The sequence below is a fragment of the Stenotrophomonas sp. GD03877 genome, from assembly GCF_029840555.1.
Taxonomy (GTDB): Bacteria; Pseudomonadota; Gammaproteobacteria; order Xanthomonadales; family Xanthomonadaceae; genus Stenotrophomonas; species Stenotrophomonas geniculata.
In genome coordinates this window covers 105,089-124,823 of the sequence record NZ_JAOCCT010000002.1, presented here as the reverse complement: position 1 = coordinate 124,823, position 19,735 = coordinate 105,089, and the positions used below count along the sequence as shown (strand labels likewise).

At 65.2% G+C, this 19,735-nt stretch carries 20 protein-coding genes; 8 read left to right on the top strand and 12 right to left on the bottom strand.

Annotated features, from left to right (window positions below):
- Positions 1–2: 2 nt before the first annotated feature.
- Entirely contained in the window at positions 3–1,247 is a 1,245-nt protein-coding gene (locus N5D20_RS01790) for a DUF418 domain-containing protein (protein ID WP_197578308.1), read from the bottom strand.
- Between the two features lie 99 nt (positions 1,248–1,346).
- A complete protein-coding gene (locus N5D20_RS01785; protein ID WP_049436806.1) occupies positions 1,347–1,829 on the bottom strand; it encodes a peptidylprolyl isomerase in 483 nt (160 codons plus the stop codon).
- A 73-nt stretch (positions 1,830–1,902) separates the two neighbouring features.
- On the opposite strand from N5D20_RS01785, the gene N5D20_RS01780 reads away from it, so the two are divergent.
- Both N5D20_RS01780 and N5D20_RS01775 read left to right on the top strand, forming a co-directional pair.
- Positions 1,903–2,481, top strand: coding sequence for a C40 family peptidase (locus N5D20_RS01780; protein WP_065428014.1), 579 nt, complete (start codon positions 1,903–1,905; stop codon positions 2,479–2,481).
- A 197-nt stretch (positions 2,482–2,678) separates the two neighbouring features.
- Positions 2,679–3,386 (top strand): C40 family peptidase, encoded by a 708-nt coding sequence (locus tag N5D20_RS01775; protein ID WP_230080614.1) that lies wholly within the window; start codon positions 2,679–2,681, stop codon positions 3,384–3,386.
- A 218-nt stretch (positions 3,387–3,604) separates the two neighbouring features.
- On the opposite strand, the gene N5D20_RS01770 is transcribed toward N5D20_RS01775, so the two are convergent.
- On the bottom strand, positions 3,605–4,939 hold the full coding sequence (locus tag N5D20_RS01770; protein ID WP_049409184.1) for a dicarboxylate/amino acid:cation symporter: 1,335 nt from the start codon (positions 4,937–4,939) through the stop codon (positions 3,605–3,607).
- 154 nt (positions 4,940–5,093) lie between these two features.
- Here N5D20_RS01770 and N5D20_RS01765 point away from each other — a divergent pair, with 154 nt between their 5' ends.
- Entirely contained in the window at positions 5,094–6,800 is a 1,707-nt protein-coding gene (locus N5D20_RS01765) for an alkaline phosphatase (protein WP_197578307.1), read from the top strand.
- Positions 6,797–7,342 carry a WG repeat-containing protein gene (locus tag N5D20_RS01760; protein WP_010482979.1) on the top strand — a complete coding sequence of 182 codons (546 nt, stop codon included), beginning with the start codon at positions 6,797–6,799 and terminating at the stop codon, positions 7,340–7,342. The genes N5D20_RS01765 and N5D20_RS01760 overlap by 4 nt, the downstream gene beginning before the upstream one ends.
- Before the next feature lie 480 nt (positions 7,343–7,822).
- On the opposite strand, the gene N5D20_RS01755 is transcribed toward N5D20_RS01760, so the two are convergent.
- The 6 genes from N5D20_RS01755 to N5D20_RS01730 form a co-directional block, all read right to left on the bottom strand.
- Positions 7,823–8,212 carry a hypothetical protein gene (locus tag N5D20_RS01755; RefSeq protein WP_049398622.1) on the bottom strand — a complete coding sequence of 130 codons (390 nt, stop codon included), beginning with the start codon at positions 8,210–8,212 and terminating at the stop codon, positions 7,823–7,825.
- 430 nt (positions 8,213–8,642) lie between these two features.
- The gene (locus N5D20_RS01750; RefSeq protein ID WP_049398621.1) at positions 8,643–9,437 is read right to left on the bottom strand and encodes a hypothetical protein; all 795 of its coding nucleotides are present in this window, start codon (positions 9,435–9,437) and stop codon (positions 8,643–8,645) included.
- A gap of 9 nt (positions 9,438–9,446) precedes the next feature.
- A complete protein-coding gene (locus N5D20_RS01745; RefSeq protein ID WP_053091919.1) occupies positions 9,447–10,019 on the bottom strand; it encodes a hypothetical protein in 573 nt (190 codons plus the stop codon).
- 71 nt (positions 10,020–10,090) lie between these two features.
- A complete protein-coding gene (locus N5D20_RS01740; RefSeq protein ID WP_049395772.1) occupies positions 10,091–10,600 on the bottom strand; it encodes a Mor transcription activator family protein in 510 nt (169 codons plus the stop codon).
- A gap of 326 nt (positions 10,601–10,926) precedes the next feature.
- Positions 10,927–11,160: a hypothetical protein gene (locus N5D20_RS01735; RefSeq protein WP_065427636.1), complete on the bottom strand. Its 234-nt coding sequence runs from the start codon at positions 11,158–11,160 to the stop codon at positions 10,927–10,929.
- Between the two features lie 347 nt (positions 11,161–11,507).
- Complete coding sequence (locus N5D20_RS01730) at positions 11,508–12,146, bottom strand: hypothetical protein (protein ID WP_152911129.1); 639 nt, start codon at positions 12,144–12,146, stop codon at positions 11,508–11,510.
- A gap of 1,053 nt (positions 12,147–13,199) precedes the next feature.
- Between N5D20_RS01730 and tilS the strand changes: the two genes are divergently transcribed.
- Genes tilS through N5D20_RS01715 form a run of 3 tightly spaced genes read left to right on the top strand, consistent with a single transcriptional unit; the run spans position 13,200 to position 15,651 of the window.
- On the top strand, positions 13,200–14,486 hold the full coding sequence (tilS, locus tag N5D20_RS01725) for a tRNA lysidine(34) synthetase TilS (protein WP_197579170.1): 1,287 nt from the start codon (positions 13,200–13,202) through the stop codon (positions 14,484–14,486).
- Between the two features lie 36 nt (positions 14,487–14,522).
- Complete coding sequence (locus tag N5D20_RS01720) at positions 14,523–14,783, top strand: exodeoxyribonuclease VII small subunit (protein WP_010482975.1); 261 nt, start codon at positions 14,523–14,525, stop codon at positions 14,781–14,783.
- The gene (locus N5D20_RS01715) at positions 14,773–15,651 is read left to right on the top strand and encodes a farnesyl diphosphate synthase (protein ID WP_005410523.1); all 879 of its coding nucleotides are present in this window, start codon (positions 14,773–14,775) and stop codon (positions 15,649–15,651) included. The genes N5D20_RS01720 and N5D20_RS01715 overlap by 11 nt, the downstream gene beginning before the upstream one ends.
- Before the next feature lie 81 nt (positions 15,652–15,732).
- On the opposite strand, the gene N5D20_RS01710 is transcribed toward N5D20_RS01715, so the two are convergent.
- Positions 15,733–16,104 (bottom strand): DUF4870 domain-containing protein, encoded by a 372-nt coding sequence (locus N5D20_RS01710; RefSeq protein WP_010482972.1) that lies wholly within the window; start codon positions 16,102–16,104, stop codon positions 15,733–15,735.
- A gap of 87 nt (positions 16,105–16,191) precedes the next feature.
- Entirely contained in the window at positions 16,192–17,559 is a 1,368-nt protein-coding gene (gene pmbA, locus N5D20_RS01705) for a metalloprotease PmbA (protein WP_197579169.1), read from the bottom strand.
- 68 nt (positions 17,560–17,627) lie between these two features.
- Between pmbA and yjgA the strand changes: the two genes are divergently transcribed.
- Positions 17,628–18,215 (top strand): ribosome biogenesis factor YjgA, encoded by a 588-nt coding sequence (gene yjgA / locus N5D20_RS01700; protein ID WP_099560502.1) that lies wholly within the window; start codon positions 17,628–17,630, stop codon positions 18,213–18,215.
- Between the two features lie 41 nt (positions 18,216–18,256).
- Here the strand turns inward: yjgA and tldD are convergent, their stop codons facing one another.
- Positions 18,257–19,702 carry a metalloprotease TldD gene (tldD, locus tag N5D20_RS01695; protein ID WP_159360420.1) on the bottom strand — a complete coding sequence of 482 codons (1,446 nt, stop codon included), beginning with the start codon at positions 19,700–19,702 and terminating at the stop codon, positions 18,257–18,259.
- Between the last annotated feature and the right edge of the window lie 33 nt (positions 19,703–19,735).

Sequence of the window (19,735 nt, the reverse complement as noted above, 5' to 3'; positions counted from 1 at the left end):
GATCAGCCCTGCCCGGCCTCGCGCCGCATCGGCGGCCACTGCCGGTAGGTCATGGCGCGCCACAACCATTCCATGGGCCCGAAACGGAAGTGGCACAGCCAGGCGTGCGAGAGGGCCACCTGCACGGCAAACAACAACAGTGCGAACAGCAGCTGCACGCTGCGTGGCATCATTTCGAACGCGCCCAGGCCGTAGTGGTAGAACAACCAGGTGCACAGCAGCGACTGGCCCAGGTAGTGGGTCAACGCCATACGCCCGACCGGTGCCAGCCAGGCCAACCGCGCACGCCAATGCACGATCCACGCCAGGTAGCCCAGGCACATCGGCAGGCCACCGATCGTCACCAGTGCCATTGCGGCTGTCACCGGCAGATTATAGGCACCCGGTGCCAGGTAGGGTTTCCAGGCAACACCGATCAACGTGACCAGCAGGCCCAACGGCAGCGCGATCCAGCGCAGCGTCGCGTACAGGCGCGGGAAGCGCTCCGGCGCCGCCAGCGCACCACTGCCGGCAAACCAGCTGCCGATCAGGAACATGCCCAACACCTCCGGGCCGGTGATCAGCAGCGCGCCCATCGACGTGCCGAACTCGCTCAGCCGCTGCGCATTGGCCTGCATCCAGCTGCCGTGCCCGTACACCAGGCGCTGCAGATCGATGCTCTGCTGCGCGTCGGCGAGCATCTTCTGCAGGTCTTCCGTCGAAGCCATCGACACCATCGCGCCCACCAGCAGCATCATCGCTATACCGCCGAGGTAGACCGTCACGCCCATCCACGGCAGCCAGCTGCGCGGCGCCTCGCGGCAGGCCAGCAGCGGCAACGAGACCAGCGCGTACATCACCAGGATGTCGCCGGACCAGACCAGCAGCGCGTGGCACAGGCCGATCAGCAACAGACCAGCGCTGCGGCGCAGGTAGAACGGGGTGAAGTCGCGCCCGGCGGCCTCGGCGCGCTGCGCCATCACCGCGAAGCCGGCGCCGAACAGCAATGAGAACAGGGTGAAGAACTTGCCCTGCACGAACACGTAAACGAACGCATCGGCCCAGTAGTCGATGCCCTGCCAGTGCGTGTCGATGCCGGTGAAGGCCAGATCCAGCGGTCCGCTGAAGGCCTCGATGTTCATCAGCAGGATGCCCAGCAACGCCGCACCGCGCAGCACGTCCAGTATGGCGATGCGTTCGCCGGAAGCCATCGGCTGCAGGGAAGGAGAAGCGGCGTTCACGGGGCATCCGTCAGGCAGGTCCGCCATTATGCCGCCGGCCCGCACGCCATGGATGGCCGCGTCGTGTTCCAGAAACGCAACGGCCCGCCGAAGCGGGCCGTTGCTGCCATCACGATCGCGCTGCGATCAGTGGTGGTGGCCGCCGTCGCCGTGGACGTGACCGTGGTCGATCTCTTCCTTGCCGGCTTCGCGCACGTCAACGATTTCCACGTCGAAATGCAGGTCCTTGCCAGCCATCGGGTGGTTCAGGTCGACGTCGACGACGCTCATGCCGACCTTCTGCACGGTCACCGCACGCGGGCCGAAGTTGGTCTGCAGCACGACCTGCTGGCCCGGGGCCAGCTTGGTGTTGCCGAAGTGCTTCTTCGGCACGCGCTGGGACAGGCCCTCGCGGCGCTCGCCGTAGGCATCGGCGGCAGTGACGTCGACGCTGAAGGTCGCGCCGGCTTCCTTGTCCATCATGGCGTTTTCCAGGCCCGGAATGATGTTGCCGTGGCCGATCAGGATCGCCAGCGGCTCGCCGCGGTCCTTGGACGATTCGATCGGCTCCTGGCCGGCTTCGGAAACGGTGTAGTGGAAGCGGACAACGCGGTCTTTTTCGATCTTCATGCGCAACTCTGTCTGGATCTGCCGAAGGCAGGCGGGTTGGGGCGGGTTGTCGCCCGGCGGGGACGCCGCCATCATGACGGCCAATCCTAAGGTGGCGCATTATCCGGAGATCATGCACATCACGCCAGTTTCGTCCGGCCTGCGCCGGCTCCTCGCCCCGGCCCTGCTGCTGGCCCTGCCCGTGCTGATGACCGCCTGCGGCGGCGGCAAGGCCACCCGCCCCGCGCCGCCCCCGCCGACGGCGAACTGGCCGAAGACCGTGCCGGACAACCCCGAAGCCGCCAACTCGGTGCTGATGCGCGCCATCAGCCTGGTCGGCACGCCCTACCGCTACGGCGGCAACACCCCGGATTCCGGCTTCGACTGCAGCGGCCTGGTCGCCTACGTCTACCGCGAGATGCTGGACCTGAAATTGCCGCGCACCTCGCGCGACCTGGCGGCAGTACAGGGTCCGAAGATCGATCCGCAGCGCCTGGCCACCGGCGACCTGGTGTTCTTCGGCAGCCGCGGCAGCGTCACCCATGTCGGTATTTATGTGGGTGAAGGGCGCTTCGTGCACGCGCCGAGCACCGGCGGCACGGTACGCCTCGACTCGCTCAGCGGTCCCTACTGGAAAGACCACTACACAGGGGCGAAACGCGTCCTTCGCTAAAATGAACAGGCGATATGTTCAAAACTGTGACGCCCATCACTCGAAAACTAACGATTTACTAACGGAATTTTTAACTTATTGCCGCTTTTACAGGGCATGATGCCCCATCGTTTTTTTCCTGTGACCGACGCGTGACGACTGACGACCTGAAAAGCGAAGGCCAGACTTCCGTATCTTCACGTAGTGCCCGCCCGCTGTTGCTTGGCTTGGCACTGTGTCTGACCAGCCTTCCGGCCTGGTCGCAGACTGCTCCGAACCGTTCCGATGTGACCCCGGCCCCGGTGGCCGAGAGCACCGCCCGCCCGGCCGCCAAGGCCGAGACTGCCGCTCCGCAGCGCAGCCGCGTCGATGCCGCCGCCAGCGCCACGCTGGCCGCCCTGCTGCCGCACCTGGCCGCCAACGACACCATTCCGCTGATGGACCGCTCGGCCGTGGTGGCCGGCGATCTCAGCCGCCTGCTCGCCAACTACGACACCAGCAGCGCCGCCAATGGCAGCGTTGTCGGCACCGCCGCCGATAACGGCAAGGTGCAGTCGCTGCTGCGCCGCGCGATGACCCTGCTGGGCACCCCGTACCGTTGGGGTGGCAGCAACCCGGACAGCGGCTTCGATTGCAGCGGCCTGGTCGGCTATGTGTTCCGTTCGGCGCTGGGCATCGAGCTGCCGCGCGTCTCGCGCGAAATGGCCCACGACGACAACGCCGAGCTGATCAACGACCGTACCGCGCTGGCGGCGGGTGACCTGGTCTTCTTCGGCCGCAAGGGCCGCGTCGACCACGTCGGCATCTATGTCGGCGATGGCCGCTTCCTGCACGCGCCCAGCTCGGGCAAGGACGTCCGCGTAGACACCCTGCTCAGCGGCTACTGGGGCAACAAGTTCATGCAGGCCCGCCGGGTCGACCTCTGACACACCCGCTGGCGCCTCCGCGCCGCCTGATGCGAGAAGCCGCTGCCCTGCAGCGGCTTTTTTGTTTGCGCCCCCGGTAGGTGCCGACCTTGGTCGGCACTGCCTCCATCCACGCATGGCATGGATCTACCAGGGGCCCACCTTGGCCGGCACCGCGTCGGCCATCTCCCAAACAAAAGGCCCGCCGGTCTGGGCGGGCCTTTCATCTCCACGCAACCTCAGGCGCGCGGCGGCGTCGGGTCCGGATCGTCCACCCCGACATTGCTGGACGGATTGTCATACACCGCCTGATCGAGCAGCCCGGTCTCCTTGGCCACGATCACGGGCACCAGCATCTGGCCCGTCACATTCGTCATCGTGCGCATCATGTCCAGGATGCGGTCGATGGCATACAGGTAGCCGATGGTCTCCAGCGGCAGGTTGGCCGCGCTCAGCACCACCGTGGCCATGATCACCGCAGTACCCGGCACGCCGGCGGTACCGAAGCTGCCCAGCACCGAGGCGATCAGCACCACCACGTACTGTTCCGGGGTCAGCGGCACACCGCTGTACTGCGAAATGAACACCGCGCACAGCGCAGGGTAGATCGCGCCGCAGCCATCCATCTTGATGCTGGCGCCCAGCGGCACCGCGAACGAACCGTAGTCCTTGTTCACACCCAGGTTGTGGGTGATCGAACGCAGCGCCACCGGCATCGCGGCGAAGCTGGACGAGCTGACAAACGCCACCTGCATGCCCGGCGCGGCGCCACGGAAGAACTTCAGTGGGTTCAGGCCGTGCGCCAGCAGCAGCGCGCTGTAGACCACCACGATGTGCAGGGCGCAGGCCACGTACAGCGCCAGCACGAAATGACCCAGCGGCAGCAGCTTCTCGAAGCCGTAGCTGCCGACCAGGCCAGCGATCAGGCCGAAGGTGCCGATCGGGGTGACTTCCAGCACGAAGCGGGTCACCTGGATCATGATGTCGCTCATCTGGCCGACCAGCTTGCGCGCCTCGGTCACCTTCTCGCCCAGCTTGACGATGGCGAAACCGACCAGACCAGCAAAGAAGATCACCGGCAGGATCGAGCCACGGCCCGCGGCCAGCACGGTTTCACCGGCGGCATTGACCTTGGTGCCGATACCGGACAGCGCATAGAAGACATTGGCCGGCACCACGTCCAGCAGCACCTGCACCACGCTGGGCACTTCGCGCGGCACGTAGTTGCTGGCCATCGACAACTGCAGGCCACCGGCGCCGGGCTGCAGCACCGTGCCTACGGCCAGGCCCACGCACACCGCCAGCGCGGCGGTGATCACGAACCACAGGAAGGTGCGGCCACTGAGCGCGGCGACCGACTTCTGCCCGTGCAGCGACGAGATCGCGTTGATGACCGCGAAGAACACCAGCGGCACGGCGATCATCTTGATCAGGGTGACGTACAGCTCGCCGAGCGGGCCGAACCACGTTTCCGCGGCCGGGCCGAGCGCCCAGCCGGCCAGCGCGCCGAGCACGAAGCCACCGACCACGCGCTGCCAGAATGGAATCCGCAGCCAGGCAGAGACCAGCTTCATAGGCAATCCAGAGGGGAAGGAAGGGATATTGGCACGATAGCCCAAGGCGGCCCGCAGAACGACCGCCCGGCCGGCAAATCAGTGTGTCATCGGCGTGCCTTGCGAGGGCGGGCATAATGAACGTCCCGTTACAGTTTGTGAGATCCCAGCGTCCATGCGCCGTTCCGTCTCCCTGTTGGCCGCCTGCGCCACCACCCTGCTGCTGGGCGCCTGCGCCAGCACCGCCCCCGCGTCCGCTCCGGCCGGCCTGAAGGTCGCCGTCGATCCTGTTACCCACCCGGCCGGCGAGACGCCGCAGTGGTGGTACCGCAGCGGCGCGGCCCAGGCTGCAGCGAACGGTGCGATGTCCGGCAAGGCCAAGAACGTCATCCTGTTCCTCGGTGACGGCATGAGCCTGACCACGGTGGCCGCCTCGCGCATCTACGAGGGCCAGCAGAAGGGTGGCTCGGGCGAAGAGAACCTGCTGTCCTGGGAACGCTTCCCGGCCACGGCGTTCAGCAAGACCTACAACACCGATTCGCAGACCCCAGATTCGGCCGGCACCATGACCGCCATCACCACCGGCGTGAAGACCCACATGGGCGCGATCGGCGTCAGCGCCGGCAGCCGCACCGACTGCGCCGACAGCCTGTCCAAGGGCCTGCTGACCTGGCTGCAGCTGGCCGACAGCGCCGGCCTCGCCACGGGCGTGGTGTCCACCGCACGCCTGACCCATGCCACCCCGGCCGCCACCTACGCGCACTCGCCCGAGCGCAACTGGGAGAACGACACCGACCTGACCGACGCGGCCAAGGCCGCCGGCTGCAAGGACATCGCCCAGCAGCTGCTATCGACTTCACGCTATGGTCGTGGCCCGCTGGTCGCCCTCGGCGGTGGCCGCGGTGAATTCACCACCGTGGAAGAGCGCGATCCGGAATACGACGACAAGGTCGGCCAGCGCCTGGATGGCCGCAGCCTGGTGCAGGAATGGCAGCAGGCCCATCCGCAGGGCGCCTACGTCTGGAACAGCAAGCAGCTGGCCGCCGCCACCAATGCGCCGGCCATCCTTGGCCTGTTCGAGCCGGACCACATGCGCTACGAGTACGAGCGACCGCAGGATCCGGGCGGTGAGCCGAGCCTGGCCGAACTGACGGCTGCGGCGATCAGGAATCTGTCGAAGCACCAGGAAGGCTACGTACTGATGATCGAAGGCGCGCGCATCGACCACGCCAACCACAGCGGCAACGCCTACCGTGCACTGACCGAGACCGTGGCCCTGTCCGATGCAGTGCGCGTGGCCAACGAACTGACCTCGGCCGACGACACCCTGATCATCGTCACCGCCGACCACTCGCACACGCTGAACTTCGTCGGCTACCCGGCACGCGGCAACCCGATCCTGGGCAAGGTGAAGGACAAGGGTGGCGAAGATGGCGCCGGCAAGCTGGATTACGCGCTGGACGGCACCGGCCAGCCGTACACCACGTTGAGCTACGCCAATGGCCCGGGCCATACCGGCAGCAGCAACCAGCAGCCGGCCGGCCCGAAGCGCTACCCGCACAACCCGAGCAGCTTCGAACCGGCCAACGGCCGCCCGAACCTGCGCGAGGTCGACACCGAGCATCCGGACTACATGCAGGAAGCACTGGTGCCGATGAAGTCCGAGTCGCACGGCGGCGAAGACGTCGGCATCTGGGCACGCGGCCCGGGCAGCAAGGCGATCCGCGGCACGCTGGAACAGAACGCGATCTACCACATGATCGTGCAGGCCACCCCGGCCCTGCGCGAGCGCCTGTGCCAGGCCGGCACCTGCGATGACAAGGGCGTGCCGGTGCAGCTGCCGGCGCCGACGGCCTTCGAACGCAAGGCCGAGGCCAAGTGATCGCACTGCAGGCCCGCCCTGCGCCTGCCAGCGGCCGCTTCGCGCGGTCGCTGGCCCTGCTCGGCGTGCTGGCCAGCGCCAACGCGCTGGCGCAGGCACCGGCGTGCAAGCTGCTGACCGACGAACACGGGTTGTGGCCGCTGCCCAACTGCGAAGTGGTCGACCACCGGCCGAAGATCCAGCCGGACACCCTGAAAGACCTGAACTTTGATGACCACGGCCTGGCCGTGGTGTATGCCGACCAGGGTTTCCACTACGTCGACCGCAAGGGCCGCAGCCTGCCGGTGCTGACCTGGGACAACGGCCCGGAGATGCCGGAAGAAGGCCTGCTGCGCGGCCGCGTCGGTAATCGCGTGGGCTACTTCGATCTGACATTCCGCCAGGTGGTGCCGGGCACCTTCGATTTCGCCTGGCCGTTCCGCGATGGCGTGGCCGAGGTCTGCAACGGCTGCCGTCGCGGCACGCCGGATGCCGATGGCCACACGCCGATGGAAGGCGGAGAGTGGTTCCGGATCGACCGCTCGGGTCGTCGGGTGAAATAGGGTTTTCGGCAGGGCTGCGCCCTGCACCTGCAGACGCAACGGCAACAGCAACGACCGAAGCAACAGCAACAGCGTGCATTCCGTGGGATGGCGAGGCACTGTGGGTTTGCGGGGACGGCGCAAGTACGTCCATGTAGCCTTGGTCGCCGCATCCATGCGGCTCACACCCCGCAAACCCACAGTGCCCCGCCTTCGACAGTTTTCCGGCGCCCAGTAGATCCACGCCACGCGTGGATGAAATCTGGCAGATATCGAGTTGAATCCGGGGTCAGATCCGTTTTCCTTCGGAAAACGGATCTGACCCCAAGAGCAATTACCCCGTGCTCCGACAGAATGTAGAGGCGCGCGATAAATGAGGCAGGGAACGCGCGATAAATGAATGCTGCCGCAGTTTGCGGAGAGTGCAACGAATTTGCGGATACAGAAACGCCCCGGAAGGCCGGGGCGTCTTTCTTTGAGTCCTGTGCCGGTGGGCGGCGCTTACGCCTCGGCAGCTGACTGGCCGTGCACAATCTCCCCGAGCCGGTTGACGGCCGCCTCCTGCAACTTGGCCAGCAGGCAGACCAGCGACCACACGCGGGCACGCGAAATTCCGTTCAGGTTGGACTCGGGCGAGATCAGGTCAATGATAGCGGCCCGCGCTTCGGCAACACCTTCCTCGCCCACACCCTCAGGGAAGTTACGTGGCTCGATGGCGTAGAAGAGCATGGCAAGGTTGTCACGGTTGATGGCGTCATGGCCGCGCCGGACCTCAAGCGCATCGCGCAGGCCGTTCAAAGCGGAAGAGACGGTGCCCAGGTCATCATGGGCTTGGAATGCTGCCCGCTGGAGCGAGTTGGACTGCGGCGAGCTTGCGGTAATCATGTTCATTGTCAGGTCCTTGAGATATGAAGGACCGCAACCCCACTGCAAAACGGGGTGGCGGACGGTACGCGGTTTGCAGACCGGCTCAAGGACCGGCAGGCACAGAGGCCTCCACGCACCGCCCGCCATAGAAAACTGCGGCTTGCCCCCGCCCGATGCGGGACAACAAAAAAGCGCCTTCATCGGGCGATGGGCGCTTGTGCGCCTTGAGTGATTCCGGGCTGCAAATCCCGGCCGCCCATGTGGGGCGACGTGAGAAACACTACACCCCGACGCCCTCTCATGCAACAGCTTTGTGGGTCGGGTGGTCACCGCCCCGTGACTCCGCCATCGGAGAACCTGGCGAACGGCCAACGGCCGAAAGAGCGGCCCACCCTGCGGTCGTTGTTTGGGCCGCAGCCCACGGACACGCACCGCTTGTCCGTCAGCGCCTGGCTCAGCGCTCGGGAACGAATTCCTCCAGGTTGGTCTCCAGGTTCAAGCGCATCCAGCCCCGGACACCATCTCGCACGACGATTGCCTTGGCGCGGAGCGGATCATCAATCTCTTCCTGCCGCCGACGGCGAGCCATGTCTTCAGTCATCTTATTCAGCCACTCCCAACTACCCGGCTGCATCGGTTCGACCTTCACCGGCTTGGGCGGTAGTGCCAGGCCGATGCGATGCGCATCCTTCTTCAGCAACTCCAGCTCGGATTCGATGGTCAGCATCTCCCGGTCAATGTCACCGATCTTCGCCAGGGACTCTTTCAACGGAAGAGCCTTCGGCCAATTGGCGATGCCATCCAGGGCGTCAGCCGTAGCCAGCTTCATTTCATCCAAGAGGAAGTAGGTTGCGGCAAGCTGGCTCATCGGGTCCGGGTCAAAATCCCCGCCGTAGACGGCTCCACGTAGTCCGCCCGGCAGTGTGCCCAACATGTCGTCGGCATCCATTGCGTTGACGCTCATCGCCGTCTCAACCGTGGGCTTCTTATCGGCGCGGTCATGACTCCCGAAGATACTGTTTCTGAGATTTTGTGTCAGCCGCGCACGATAGTGGTCAGCCTTCAAATCCAACATGCGCCACATGAGCGCGATGTAGTCCGTGCGTGAAATGGGTTGTGAGGTGATCTTGCTGCGCTCTGCCGCCAGGGCTTCCAGTCGCTGGTAGCGCTCGGCAACGGCGGTGTTGATCTTCTCTTTGATCGCGCCCAGGCTTTCGATGCTGGACTGGATTTCCGTGATGCTGCTCATGGTGACCTCTTATCGTTGGATGGCCCTTTGGGCCATGATCGCGGCTTGGATAAAGCCGATAGATGGATTGGCGTGCTGCACGTCACGCGCGAGCTCGTACAACTGCATTTGCGTGCGATCAACCTGAACTCCAACGGGTGTGGAGAAGTTCGCCGCAGCAGGAGTGCCGCCATGTGCTGGCTCTGCAAAGCTCAAAGGCTGCATTCCCTTCACAGCCGGAGCCTGAGCGCCCAGAAAGCCCACGTGACGGAGGTAGTAGCTACCCGGCATGGGATTGCCTGGCGTGTTGGGAAAGTAGATCGAGGCTGAAACGTTCTTGTAATTGCCGCTCCGCACAGAACTGATCAGGCCATCAGCCACATCGGCGAAGGCGTACAGCTCGCCATCCATATCGGCCAGACCACGCACCTGGCCAAAGGTGTTCGACTCATCGTCAGGGTGTCCGATCACCAGGGGCGCAGACTTCAGTGCCTGGCTGTAGTTGATCGCAACGGCACTGACCGCCCGTTTGTCGACGGTGATGGGACCGGACTGAGAGTTCCATGTGCCCGCCCGAAATATCTGAAATGCACGTAGTGCCATAGTGGAAGTCCTGTCACGCAATAGGTGGATAGCCGCTGATTGGTCAACGGTGCTGGTTGGAATGCACTGCCTTAATCAGCGCTTCCTCGGCTGTTTGCACTGCGCCTGTTCCGTTCGCGCGTTCGCTGCAAGATGCGACGAACGGAGCGCTCAGAGATGCCAAAGGTGGCGGCGATGTCGTGGGTTCTTTCGCCTGCGCGGTAGCGAGCAACAATTGCCACGTGCTGCTCGGCCTGGCGGGCAGCTGCCATCGAAGGGATATAGACCGAGCCGCCAGAGAATGTCGTGGCCACTGCTGCCACCGCAGCTCCTCCGGCAGATTCCCGGCGTGCCTGGTCACAGCCCAGTTTCGCCAACTGAGCAATGACCTCGTCTTTCAGGCACTGCATGAACCCGTCGCGGCGCACCCTCGTATAGCTAAGGCGTCCAGCGCTCTCGGCGGAAACTGGAAAGCAAAGATTGGCCCCGCCGTACTCATCGGCGATGCGCTGGACCACTGCCTGGACAACCGTGGGGATATCTACCTCGGCACGCAAGCTACGCAGCGCCAGCTCAACGGCCCCACCCAAGCTCTCAAGCACGCCGGAACCCTCATGGGGCGAGGCAACGAGACCGCCCACGGTTCCATGCCGGCTCTGGGTTCGCCCACCGATAGCACTGGCGGCAGTCGCGGGTGTCTGACACCTGTCTGGAAGCGTGGCACCACCTTTCTTGTGGCGGATATGCGTCTTCGAATCACTATTTGCCACGTCATCCTCCCAAAACCTGACGGATCGAAGCAAAATTGCGACTGCTCTTGTTGACAGATATAGCGCGGCGGTCACTCCAAACGCTGATGCAGGTAATGTGCGGCGTGCCGTTCCGCGTGCACTGCTGGTTTTCGATGGTCATCAGATCAGGACGTCCATCACTTCTTACCGCCCTTAACCTTGATCGGCGTATTGCGCAGATCACCGTAGTAAAGAACATTCGGGTCATCAATCCAGACCGTGCCGAAGATCATTGCGCACTCGCGACCATCCTCTGCTACGGGCACGTTGAATTCCTCCAGCGCTGCCGGCCTTGGAGTCGGCGGCTTGGTGCGTGTCGCATAGCTGATAAGCAGCGACACGGCAATCATGATGATTTGATCCCAACCCATTGCAATCTCCTAAGAAAGCGCGATCAATGCCGAAGGGCCGCTTCGGCGGGATTTTGTGCTGGCCGCCGTAACTAGGCGAACCGTTGAATTTATCTTGGCAAACCGGCAGGTTTTGGCCGTAAAAGGGATAGAAGGTCACCAGCGAGACGGAGACCAGCAGTTCTGCATTTAGCACCTCACCGCTGGTGAGTGCATTGGATCAAAATCGGACAGCTGTCTCATACGGACCCGGGTCCGGGTGCGCGTGGTATGGAAGGCGTGTTAACGGCGCTTTTCCCTCTATGGCGGGAGGCAAATGTTTCGCATGCGAAACATTTCGGATCTTGTCCAGTCGGCGCCAAGTGGCGTCATGCCTGGCTTTCTTTATGATGCTCACCGCCCTTTATCTTTTTCGTCGTTTGGAGGTGTCTCTCTGCGCGCCGGATCATCTTGCAGACCGCTTGGGTCGATACATTCAGCATGGTCGCTATTTCACTGCGGCTCTTGTTGTTCTGGAGATGAGAATGGGCCTGTAGCGCCCTTGCCAATGCGGCATCGCTCTGACCGCTGGGCACGTAGATGCAGAGAGAGCGGCATCGAGTCAGCAGTTCCTGGCGAATGTCATCTGCCGCAACGGCTCGCTCCAGTTCATCCAGCAAGCCCGCCTGGCGAAGTTGATGGCAGACCTCATCCTCAACCAGGTCGAGGAGCTCCATGCCCAATTTGCTTGCGTGCCCTCCTGCCTTTGACCGGTTCGTCGGAAGGTAGATCGTGCTGCCTCCGAACTGGGCCTTGATTCGGCGGCACAATTGCCTGGATACCGCGAGGGTGTCGGCGTGCGGGACGTCCGCACTACTGAGGATCAGACAGATAACGTCCGTGACCTCTTCGAAAAAGGTTCTGTTGGCCGACACGCTTTGCTCCAGACGGTGTTCATGACAGTCGCCGGTTGAACGCTCAGGGAAGCGGTATCGTTCCACCGAATAGCGCATGGCCAGGCGATTCACCCGGACAGCTGTCCGGGCGATGGGAGTATCCCGATGACGTAAGAGCAAGTCTCCGAAACCAGTTTCTAGAAATGAGGTTTCGCTCAAAACGCTCGGCGCTGAGCGTTTTGCCCCCTACGGCCACGGGAGGAGAATCATGCGAATTCGCATGATTTGGGAGCTGAGACCGTGGGTAGGCAAGGGGAAAAGTGACACGTTGTCACTTTTGCAGACCAGGTCAAATCGTGCGATGTCGCACGATTTTACTGTTCTTGGGGGCGGGCCAAATGTTGCGACGTCGCAACATTTGAACCAGCCTCACCCTCGACCCAAACTCCTCGCATGCGAGGAATTTGACCTATTCGGGTCAGGTGAGGGGCGGCTTGTCAAATCCCGAACGCGTTCGGGATTTGCAGGTGGCAGCAACAACCAGGGTTGGGTGTGATCAAATGCCGCGGCGCCGCGGCATTTGGATCTGGCTCATCGAATGCGAAAGCTCCAAAAGCGACACAGTGTCGCTTTTGGGTGCATGGCGGACGGGACGGCCAGAGTCCGGGTCGGGCCAGCGGCACAGTCACTCCGCTACGTCAAAACGGACCTTGAGTCCGAAATGCGTCGGCGCCGACGCATTTCACTCGGGCAAATGCCTCGGATCCGAGGCATTTGGGTTGGGGGTGAGGCTGGCTCAAATGTTGCGCCGGCGCACCATTTGGCGCCACCTGGCATGGGTTGCCGCTGACGCAACGCTGTCGGATCTGCACGGGGTAATCCCGCCACATCCCGGGTAGTCCGCCATCAATTATCCCGCTGTGCTCCCTTGGAATATCTCACCCCGGAACAACAGAACGCGGCCAACTGTCGAAGGCGGGTGGGTCCGGTTGCGGGGGCGTGAGCCGCATGGATGCGGCGACCGAGCTTACATGGACGTACTTGCAACGTCCCCCGCAACCGGACCCACCCCGCCATCCCTCAGGAAACCAGCTTCTGCTGTTGCTTCGGCTCTTGCCGTGGCCGTGGCCTCTGCAGGTGCAGGGCGCAGCCCTGCCACGTAAACCCCACCCTATACTTGCCGACGTGACTGCCTTCCCTGCCCTCGTTCCGCTGGATGCGCCGCTGCTGGTGGGCTACAGCGGCGGTGTCGACTCCACCGTGCTGCTGCACTGGCTGTGGCGCTGCGCCCAGGCTTCCGGCACGGCGCTGCGTGCGGTGCACGTACACCACGGCCTGCAGCCAGCAGCCGACGACTGGGTGCGGCATTGCCAGCAGCAGTGCGCCGCGCTGGGCGTCGAGCTGGCCGTGCACCACGTACAGATCGACGACTCCACAGGCCTGGGCCTCGAAGGCGCAGCGCGCGAAGCACGACGTGCAGCGTTCGCTGCTGAACTGCGCGAAGGCGAAACACTGGCACTGGCACAGCACCAGGACGATCAGGCCGAGACCTTCCTGCTCCGCGCGCTGCGCGGCTCCGGTGTCGATGGCCTTGCCGCGATGGCCGATGACAGTCAGCTCGGTACGCACCGCCTGTGGCGTCCCTTGCTGCACGCACCGCGCACCGCACTGCTCGACTATGCCCGGCAACACGCGCTGCGTTGGATCGAGGATCCCAGCAACGCCGAAGACCACGCCGATCGCAACTTCCTGCGCCTGCAGGTACTGCCACTGTTGCGCCAGCGCTGGCCGCACGCCGCCGCCGCGTTGGCCGGCAGCGCCCTGCATTGCCGGCAGACCCGCGAACTGCTGGATGAGGAAGATGCCGAACTGATCGCGCACCTGGAAGTGGCACCGCGCGTGCTGTCGCTGCAGTTGCTGCGTCAGGTGTCACCGGGACGCGCCGCGCGCGTGCTGCGCGCCTGGGTGATCGGCCATGGTGCCGCCCCACTGCCGGCCACGGTGCTGCAGCAGGGCCTGGACGAACTGCTGCCGGCCGGCAACGATCGCCAGGCGCGGGTACGCTGGCACGATCACGCGATCCAGCAATGGCGCGACCACGCCTACCTGCTACCCGCGCAGCTGCCATCGCTGCCCCGCGCGTGGCAGGCCGAATGGGATGGGCATGCCCCCCTGCCGCTGCCCGATGGCGGCCAGCTGCGGCTGCAGGGCGCCGCCGCCTTCGAGCGCCCACTGCAGGTCCGTGCACGCGTGGGCGGTGAGCGCATCCTGCTGCCCGGTCGCCAGCATTCGCACGCATTGAAGGACTGCCTGCAACGCGAACATCTCGCCCCCTGGCGACGCGCGCAGCTGCCGCTGATCTTTGATGGCCCGCAGTTGCTGGCAGCCGCCGACGTGGTCATCTCCGCGCCACTGCAGGCCTGGTTGCAGGCCCACCAGGCACAGCTGCAGTGGCGTCCCGGCGGCTGGTGAATTGACCCCCGCGCGCGGCCCGTCCACACTTGCCACATGGCCAAGAAGTCCCCCGAAAACGCCTCCCCGGTCGCCCAGTTCGAGCAGTCGCTCGAATCGCTGGAACAGCTGGTGGAGCAGATGGAAACCGGCGAGCTGAGCCTGGAAGCCTCGCTCAGTGCTTACGAACGTGGCGTCGGTCTGTATCGCCAGTGCCAGCAGGCGCTGGAGCAGGCCGAACTGCGCGTGCGCCTGCTCAGCGATCCGGCGCAGCCGGAAGCAGCCGAACCCTTCGATCCACCCAGCCATGACGGCTGAGGTTCTGTTCGCGCGCTGGCGCGACCGTATCGAAAGCCAGCTCGACGCCGCTCTGCCCTCGCCTGCCGAAGCACCGCAGCGCCTGCACCAGGCCATGCGCTATTCGGTGCTGGGCGGTGGCAAGCGCATGCGCCCTCTGCTGGTCTACGCCAGTGGCCACCTGTTCGGTGCGCAGCCGGAAAGCCTGGATGCGGCGGCCATGTCCGTCGAACTCATCCACGCCTACTCGCTGGTGCATGACGACCTGCCGGCGATGGATGACGACGCGTTGCGCCGCGGCAAGCCGACCACCCACATCGCCTTCGATGAAGCCACCGCGATCCTGGCAGGCGACGCGCTGCAGACCCGTGCCTTTGGCCTGCTCGCCGATGCTCCGCTGCCAGCCACCTTGCGCGTGGCCTGCCTGCAGACCCTGGCCCACGCCTCCGGCGCGTCCGGCATGTGCGGCGGCCAGGCGCTGGATATCGATGCCACCGGCCAGCAGCAGACGCTGGCGGCATTGACCCGCATGCACGCGCTGAAGACCGGCGCGCTGATCCGTGCGGCAGTGCGCATGGGCGCGCTGTGCGGCCAGGCCCACGAACCGCAGCTGGCCCAGCTGGACAGCTTCGCCGATGCACTCGGCCTGGCCTTCCAGGTACGCGACGACATCCTCGATGTCGAAGCCAGTTCCGAGCAGCTGGGCAAGACCGCCGGCAAGGACCAGGCGCAGGACAAGAGCACCTTCCCCGCCCTGCTTGGCATGGACGGCGCAAAGGCCCAGCTGCACGAACTCGCTGCACGCATGCAGTCGATCCTGGCCGGGTATGGCGAGGAAGCCGATGCGCTGCGTGCGCTGGCGACGCTGGCGGTGGAACGCGATCACTGATCGCTATACACGGCCGGGCATTTCCCGCACACGAAAACGCCCGGCAATGCCGGGCGTTTTCAGTTCCGCACGCAGCCGGTATTACTTGATCAGGCGCAGCGCGAACGGGTAGCGATAGGCTTCGCCGTTGTTGGCCTTGACCGCTGCGATGATGCTGAACACCAGGCTGATGATGCCGACGATCGGGGCCAGGAAGACGCCGATGATCACGATGGTCAGGATCATGCTGATCACCATGGCGATGGTCACGGTGATCTGGAAGTTCAGGGCTTCCTTGGCCTGGTCGGTCACGAAGGCCTTGCCAGCATCGTCCTTGTTGATCAGCCAGATGATCAGCGCGCCGATGAAGCCGGTGAAGATGCCCAGCAGGTGGGCAGCCAGGGCCATGGTGCGCTGGTCGGCCGGCACGTCGGTGGTGGCCGGCGGCGGCGGGACGTTATCGAATTCGCTCACGACAAAACTCCTTTTCATTGGGTGGTCTTGACCCACCAGCACCAAGCTGGTTGCGTCAGGCGGGCATAGCTTACGCCATCGACGCCATCAATCATTACCGGCGATGGTCATCCGCCCCAGCAGGATCGAACCGGTCCGGATGTGCGAGCGCGGGTCGACGTCGCTGCCAACCGCTTCGATGCTGCTGAACATCTCGCGCAGGTTGCCGGCGATGGTGATGCCATCCACCGGGTACTGGATCTCGCCATTCTCGACGCGGAAGCCGCCGGCACCGCGCGAGTAGTCGCCGGTCACCCCGTTCACGCCCTGCCCCATCAGCTCGGTCACCAGCAGGCCATCGCCCATCTGGCGGGCGATCTCCTGCAGGGAGCCCGCGTTGGCGGCCAGTTGCAGGTTGTGCACGCCACCGGCATTGGCGGTGGTCTGCAGGCCCAGCTTGCGCGCCGAGTAGCTGCCCAGCACATAGCGCTGCAGCACGCCGTCACGGACCAGGGCCGAAGCACGGGTGGCCACGCCGTCACCGTCGAAGGCGGCCGAGCGCAGGCCACGGCGCAGGTGGGGCAGTTCCTCGATCTGCATCCAGTCCGGGAACAGCTGCTTGCCAACGCTGTCCAGCAGGAAGCTGGCCTGGCGGTACAGGGCACCGCCGGACACCGCCGACAGCAGGTGACCGACCAGGCTGCGCGCGACTTCCGGGGCGAACAGCACCGGCATGCTGCCGGTGGCCATCGAGCGAGGCTGCAGGCGGGCGACGGTACGCTCGGCGGCACGACGACCGACCAGGCCCACCTCCTCAAGGTCCTCGCGGGCCAGCGCGCTGGTGTACCAGCCATCGCGCTGCATGCCATCGCCCTGGCCGGCGATCAGCGCACAGCCCACCGAATGATGGGTGCCACGCTCACGGCCGAAAAAGCCATGCGAATTGGCGTACACCGACAGGCTCTGCATGCTCGACACCGAGGCGCCGTCGGAGTTGCGGATCTGCGCATCGGCCTCACGACCTGCGTTCTCGCAGGCCAGGGCCAGGTCCACCGCCTCGTCGGCCTGCAGCGCCCAGGGATGCCAGCTGTCCAGGTCGGGGAAGTCGGTCGCCATCAGCGCCGCCTCGGCCAGGCCGGCGGCCGGGTCGTCCTCGGTATGGCGGGCGATCGCGCAGGCCTGCTCGACCGTGGCGGCAAGGCTGGCCTCGTTCAGGTCGCCGGTGCTGGCGCTGCCCTTGCGTTGGCCGAAATAGACGGTGACGGCGATACCGCGGTCACGGGTGGACTGCACGGTCTCAACCTCGCCAAGGCGGACATTGACCTCCAGGCCACGGTCCTCGCTGCAGCTGACCTCGGCCTGGCTGGCGCCCAGCGCCCGGGCACGGTCGAGCAGCTGCTGGGAAAGGTCGGCCAGCCGTTCCAGCCGGGCCGGGCTGTCGTCGCCGACAGCGACTTCAGGGGCGATCACGTTCAATGCTTTATCCTGTACGGGTTGGGCCCGGCATCACGCCGGGCGACTTTTTTTGAGATCAGGTAGGAACGATGCGCGGACGCGACGAAGAAACCGGTGAATTCCACGACAAGAGCCGCAGCCAGAACCGGCGCGATGCGCTCGACGTCCTGGCCCTGGGCGAGAAGCTGGTGTCGTTGACCCCGGCCCAGCTGGCGCGCCTGCCGATTCCGGAAGACCTGCTGCCGCACATCGCCGAGTGCAAGCGCATCACCGCCCACATCGCCCACAAGCGCCAGCTGGCGTTCCTGGCCAAGCACATGCGCCGCGAAGAAGACGCCACGCTGGATGCGATCCGCGATGCGCTGGACGCCAACAGCGAAACCGGCCGCCGCGAAGTGGCGATGATGCACCGCGTGGAAGACTGGCGCGAGCGCCTGCTGGCCGAAGGTGACAAGGCGCTGGCCGCCCTGCTGGACGATTACCCGCAGGCCGACCGCCAGCAGCTGCGCACGCTGGTGCGCAACGCGCAGGCCGAGAAGGCGAAGAACAAGCCGCCGCGCGCCTACCGCGAGATCTACCAGGTGCTGCGCGCGCTGATGCTGCCGGCCGCGCTGGGCCTGAAGGCCAACGCCGAAGACGCCGACCCCATCGAGAACGACGAAGCCGACGAGGACTGAGTCCCCGTCGGTCGGGGCGGTGGCGCTGGCCATCGCCCGGCTCAGGCCTGGGTACCGCCGACGGTGATGCCCTCGATCAACAGCGAAGGCTGGCCGACACCCACGGGCACGCTCTGCCCATCCTTGCCGCAGATGCCCACGCCCTCGTCCAGGGCCAGGTCGTTGCCGACCATGCGCACCTTCTGCATGGTTTCCGGACCGTTGCCGATCAGGGTCGCGCCCTTCACCGGCGTGGTGATGCGGCCATCCTCGATCAGGTACGCCTCGGTGGCCGAGAACACGTACTTGCCGCTGGTGATGTCGACCTGGCCGCCGCCGAAGTTGACCGCGTACAGGCCCTTCTTCACCGAACGGATCATTTCCTGCGGGTCATGCTGGCCGGCACGCATGTAGGTATTGGTCATGCGCGGCATGGTCATGTGCGCGAACGATTCGCGGCGACCATTGCCGGTCGGCGCCACGCCCATCAGGCGCGCGTTGAGGCTGTCCTGCATGTAGCCGACCAGGATGCCGTCCTCGATCAGCGTGGTGCACTGGCTGGGATGACCCTCGTCGTCGATGTTCAACGAACCACGGCGTCCATCCAGCGTGCCGTCATCGACGATCGTCACGCCCGGGGCGGCAACGCGCTCGCCGATGCGCCCCGCGTAGACGCTGGTGCCCTTGCGGTTGAAGTCGCCCTCCAGGCCATGGCCGACCGCTTCATGCAGCAGCACACCGGGCCAGCCCGGGCCCAGCACCACCGGCATCACGCCGGCCGGTGCCGGTACCGCTTCAAGATTCACCAGCGCTTGGCGCAGCGCCTCACGGGCGAAGGCTTCCGGGCGGCCGTCGGCGAACAGCTCCTCATAGCCATAGCGACCTCCGCCACCGGCATAGCCGGACTCGCGACGGCCGTTGTGCTCGACGATCACCTGCACGTTCAGGCGCACCAGCGGGCGCACGTCAGCGCCCAGCACACCGTCGCTGCGGGCGATCAGCACCGTATCGACGCCGCCGGACAGGCTGACCATCACCTGCTTCACGCGCGGGTCGGCGGCACGCAGGTAGCCGTCCAGGCGCTTGAGCACCTCGACCTTGGCCTCGTTGCCGATGCCGTCGATCGGGTCCAGCGCCGGGTAAAGCGCGCGCGCGTTGCCACGCAGCAGCGAGCGCCCGGTCTGGGCACCACCTTCGCGCGAGATCGCACGTGCCGATTGCGCCGCCACCCGCAGCGCATCGGCATGGATGTCATCGGAATAGGCGAAACCGGTCTTCTCGCCGGAAATCGCCCGCACGCCTACGCCCTGCTCGATGGAATGCGCGCCGTCCTTGACGATGCCGTCTTCCACGCTCCAGCTCTCGCGGCGGGCGTGCTGGAAGTAAAGGTCACCAAAGTCCACACCGGGGCCGAGCAACTGCCCGAAGGTGCGCTCCAGGCCAGCGGTATCCAGGCCACCAGGGCGCAGCAGGCGGTCTTGGGCAAGCGTCAGGGCGATATCAGTCATGGTTCTCGATCTGGGGATGCGGGGGCGCTCAGG